This is a genomic window from Blautia sp. DFI.1.216 (assembly GCF_020594215.1).
GTDB classification, from domain to species: domain Bacteria; phylum Bacillota; class Clostridia; order Lachnospirales; family Lachnospiraceae; genus Blautia_A; species Blautia_A wexlerae.
In genome coordinates this window covers 1-4,301 of record NZ_JAJDML010000101.1, presented here as the reverse complement: position 1 = coordinate 4,301, position 4,301 = coordinate 1, and the positions used below count along the sequence as shown (strand labels likewise).

Genomic DNA, 4,301 nt, shown 5'->3' with positions numbered 1-4,301 from the left:
AGTCTCCATACTGCTTTTTCGTTTGCACCACCTTCGATTCTTTCCTTAACGATTTGTCTGTTTCATGTTATACACAGTATAATTCCATTTTATAAAATATTCAATTAAAAAGGTATGCGAATATTTTTATTTCCGCATACCCATTATCACTTTATTCTTTTACATATCGAATTAACTCACCAATTTCACATTCAAAATAGTTACATAGTTTACAGATTAAATTTGCATCCAGTCTTTGAAATTCATTTCTGCAATATCTATTGAAATTTGACCTCGGTATGTCAAGTTCCTTACAAATCATATTCTTACTGATACCTTTTTCTTGTAACAGTTCTTCTATTCTTAATTCTAAATGTCCATAATTCATGTTCCGCACCTCTACATAAAGTATATTTATTAAATCTTTATGTAGTAATTCACTATATAGTGAGGTACTATATAGTCAGTCCCTTGTTAATAACACAAAAGAGGTATGTACATGAAAAAGAAAATCATAGCAACAATCACAATGCTCTGTTTACTGACCGTTCTCTATAATTATCTCAGACTGCCGGACTATCATATTACTAACAGCATATCCTTCAGCAGTGCAGATACCAGAGATACTGAATTGACTGTAATTGTTTACAAATGTTGGGAAATTGATGGATTAATCAAAGACATTGAAAACGAACATAACAAAATCAATGGTACGCCTACCACCTTGGAAATCAAGCTCTATTATCCAACTTATTACTTGCACAATAATAGCAAGCCATTCCGAACTACAACCATTGAATATAATAAAAAAGAATAGCACTCTATTACTGCTTTTGAAGTAGTATCGGCTATTCCCTCTCCTTATATTCTTTTGTTCGTATTTTCGCAAACTAACGTTCCGCAAGGATGCCCAGTACGACGGTTCCTAACAGGGCGGCGGGTCGACTGGGCAAGTGGACGGCTGAGAAGCATTTTCTACTCAACGACATATTTAACGTTTGATTCTCTCCGTCCCTCATATTTCTCCTGTGCCAACAGTTTATCAAGAAATTCTGACACTTCTTCCATGTCTTCACTGTCTATCAAATCCAGTTTTAACAATACATCAAGGTCTGTCTGATTCTTCGGTTGTATTGAGATCGGCTGAGATGTATCCACAACCACTTTCAACTGTTTTGTCTTATTTGCTGTTTCAATATCCGTAGTTAATCCCATAACGTGGCTTTTACTCACGCCGAATATCTGTGATAATTTTTCCCATATAGATTCATCTCTCGGCGTTCCGTTTCCATTTTCATAGTTCGTAAGCATACTTTGTGAAATGCCTAATTCTTTTGCAAGTTCCGCAACGGTTATATTCTTTTCTTTCCGCAATTCTTTTATTTTATTCATAGCGAACCTCCTTTACAAGCACATTATATTTCATCAAATTTTCCCTGTCAATCTTTTTATCGGATATTCAGATATTTTCTATTGACATTCTGCATTTCTTGTTTTATCATAAGATTATCTTAATATCTGATAATCAGATATCTATAAGGAGGTGAAACGATGATTAGAGGAAATGACTTTATTTTAAATCCAGACAAACTGCAAGAGGAATTTCAGTTAGTAGAAGTTTCTGACTGGGTAGACTTTTCTACAAAAGAAAAATTAGGATTCTACTATACAGTTCTTCTTCCAAAATTAAAGTTTGAAAAAGTCAAAGTAGGCATTAAAGCTAACACTGCGATTGTTACCAACGAAGAACTTGAACAAAAAGGGCAGATTCCAGTCTCATTTGATGGATTACATACTTGGGCTAGTCTCTATAATGGACGTCTTTCTGTCAAAGCAGAAGCTTCCAATATCAGAAAAGTGGGAATGAAATAATTTCCCTACTATGTCAGCCAGTCAGTACCGGACAACGTCATAGGTGCTGAACTGGCTGACCTCTATACTTGATATATAAAACAACATCTTCCGAAAACAATCGGAACATTCATTACAAAAATTGGGATATGAGGTGAGATTCGTGAGCAAAACAAAAGAGTGTTTTGCATACAATACGAAAATCATTGAAACTCCTACTACAAAAGAAGTATATATTTACGAAAACCCTATTTTTATTCACTCGAAAGAAAAGGCAGATTTAACAGACACAAGTAACCGAAAAAAATTTGATGAAATGTCAGCTCATAAGCAATATGACAGTTTAAAACGCAAGCAGAAGCATTACGAACAGGCTCGTTGGGATATTGCCCGTATTGTTGACTGCAACTTTGATAACAAAACAAAATTTGTAACGCTGACATTTAAAGAAAACATTCAGGAAATCCTGATAACTAACCGAGAATTTAAGTATTTTATCCAGCGATTAAATTATTATTTGTACCATACCAAAACCCAGTTATTAAAATACCTTGCAACGTGGGAGAAACAGAAGCGTGGAGCAATCCATTATCATGTTATTTTCTTTGATTTTCCGTATATAGCAAAAGAAAAATTACAGAATTTATGGTCACATGGATTTATTAAAATCAATCGCATTGATGTAGACAGCAAAGAAAACAGAGGTCGTTATCTTAGCAAGTATTTTGGAAAAGACCTTGATTTGAAGGAACATAAGAAAAAAGCCTTTTTTAAATCTCAAAATCTGAAAGTTCCACACGAAACAAAAGTCATGCTGACCGAAGACATTTTACATGACTTACAAAAAGAAAATATCGTCTTTCAGAAAGAATACACAAGGCAAATTTACGATACCAACGCTTTCTTATCTACTGGTTCATGCTTAAAGGACAGCAGTGTTATCTACATCAAAATTAAAAAAGAAAATCCTTGCGTAAAGGGGGAATCTTATGGATAATCCCGTTACGTTTTCAGATATAACATTATTGAATACGTTAGCCACCTGTGCTAACATGACCACAGATGAAGTCTTCAAAGATTTTAAAATTATGGCAAATAAAAAAATCTTGAAGAATCACAAATATGAAATTTATTACTCGGAATCAGAAAAAAGCTGGCGTACTTATTTACCCGATGAAACCAAATCTAACAAACGCCGTCCTGTTAAGAGGAAGAGTAAAGAGAACCTTGAAAAAGAAATCATCAGATTTTATATCGAAAAGCAGAAAGCTGAAAACCGTCAGAATGTCACACTGGAAGAATTATATGCTGAATGGCTTTTGTATAAAAGAGATTATACTTCCGTAAAAGCAAAAACAATTCAAGAGTATGTATCTGAATGGAATAGATTTTTCAAAGATACAGAACTTGTTAAAATGAAGATAGGCGAAATCAAACCAATCACGCTTATCCGCTTTTTCAGAGAAGCTACAAAAGACCGGCAGTTCACGCACAAGCGAGTCAGTAATGCCCGTTCTGTTTTGAATGGAATAATGAGTTATGCGATCGAAGAAGAAATTATATCACATAATCCTGTCTCTGATGTGAATTTCAAACAGTTTACCTATAAGCCAGTAGAAGTACAAAGTGACAATGTATTTTCCCGTGATGATACGCATAAGTTATTAAATTATCTTCGGTGTATCATAGAGCCATATTCTCTTGCAATACAGTTATCTTTCTATCTGTTTATCCGTGTTGGAGAAACAAAAGCTATCCGTTGGGAAGATATTGACTACAATAACAGGCTTGTATATCTTCACAGACAGGCGACCTGTGAACGTACATTGAATGATGATTTAACATTCTCAAGCCGAAAAGTAAAAGTAGTAAATCAAATGAAAGGAAATACTTCTCATGGATTCCGTAAACAGTTCCTTACAGACGAAGCACTTAAAATTCTTCACAAAGCAAAGGAATTAAATCCAAATGGAATATATGTTTTTGAACCTAACGGTGAGATTATGACAACAGACAGCTTTAACCGCCGATTGAAGAAATATTGCAAAGAAGCCGGTGTTCCTTATCATTCCAGTCATAAAATCCGCTTTTACAATGCTTCAACAGCTTTTGACGGAAATAATCTTACAACCCTTAGTTATTTAATGGGACATAGTGAGACAGCTACAACATTGCATTACTTGCGGAATGTCAATAAGAGGAAGAATGACAGGCTTGCTTTTCAGAATCTTGGTATTTCATCATAAAGTGTTCAAAGGTGTTCAAACTTTTAGAAACAAAAAAATAAGAGAAACGCTGTAAATTCAACGTTTCTCCTACTTTTCACTAATGCCGCAGACCGGAATCGAACCGGTACGGGTATCACTACCCACGGGATTTTAAGTCCCGGGCGTCTGCCAGTTCCGCCACTGCGGCATATGGAACCTATAGGGCTCGAACCTATGACCCTCTGCTTGTAAGGCAGATGCTCT

Annotated in this window: 6 protein-coding genes and 1 tRNA gene; 4 read left to right on the top strand and 3 right to left on the bottom strand. The window is 35.1% G+C overall.

Going from position 1 to position 4,301, the window contains the following annotated elements; genetic code table 11:
• Window positions 1-151: 151 nt before the first annotated feature.
• The gene (locus LJE11_RS18610) at window positions 152-367 is read right to left on the bottom strand and encodes a helix-turn-helix domain-containing protein (RefSeq protein WP_004845965.1); all 216 of its coding nucleotides are present in this window, start codon (window positions 365-367) and stop codon (window positions 152-154) included.
• A 111-nt stretch (window positions 368-478) separates the two neighbouring features.
• On the opposite strand from LJE11_RS18610, the gene LJE11_RS18605 reads away from it, so the two are divergent.
• Window positions 479-796 (top strand): hypothetical protein, encoded by a 318-nt coding sequence (locus LJE11_RS18605; RefSeq protein WP_040015282.1) that lies wholly within the window; start codon window positions 479-481, stop codon window positions 794-796.
• 158 nt (window positions 797-954) lie between these two features.
• Here LJE11_RS18605 and LJE11_RS18600 read toward each other — a convergent pair whose 3' ends face one another.
• On the bottom strand, window positions 955-1,371 hold the full coding sequence (locus LJE11_RS18600; RefSeq protein WP_005330994.1) for a helix-turn-helix domain-containing protein: 417 nt from the start codon (window positions 1,369-1,371) through the stop codon (window positions 955-957).
• Window positions 1,372-1,530: 159 nt separating this feature from the next.
• Here LJE11_RS18600 and LJE11_RS18595 point away from each other — a divergent pair, with 159 nt between their 5' ends.
• The 3 genes from LJE11_RS18595 (at window position 1,531) to LJE11_RS18585 (ending at window position 4,076) form a co-directional block, all read left to right on the top strand.
• Entirely contained in the window at window positions 1,531-1,851 is a 321-nt protein-coding gene (locus tag LJE11_RS18595; protein ID WP_005330993.1) for a hypothetical protein, read from the top strand.
• Window positions 1,852-1,993: 142 nt separating this feature from the next.
• Window positions 1,994-2,827, top strand: coding sequence for a rolling circle replication-associated protein (locus LJE11_RS18590; protein WP_173794097.1), 834 nt, complete (start codon window positions 1,994-1,996; stop codon window positions 2,825-2,827).
• A complete protein-coding gene (locus tag LJE11_RS18585) occupies window positions 2,820-4,076 on the top strand; it encodes a tyrosine-type recombinase/integrase (RefSeq protein WP_005330991.1) in 1,257 nt (418 codons plus the stop codon). Before LJE11_RS18590 ends, LJE11_RS18585 begins: the two co-directional genes overlap by 8 nt.
• A gap of 83 nt (window positions 4,077-4,159) precedes the next feature.
• Here LJE11_RS18585 and LJE11_RS18580 read toward each other — a convergent pair.
• A tRNA-Leu gene (locus tag LJE11_RS18580) sits at window positions 4,160-4,245 on the bottom strand.
• Window positions 4,246-4,301 lie beyond the last annotated feature (56 nt).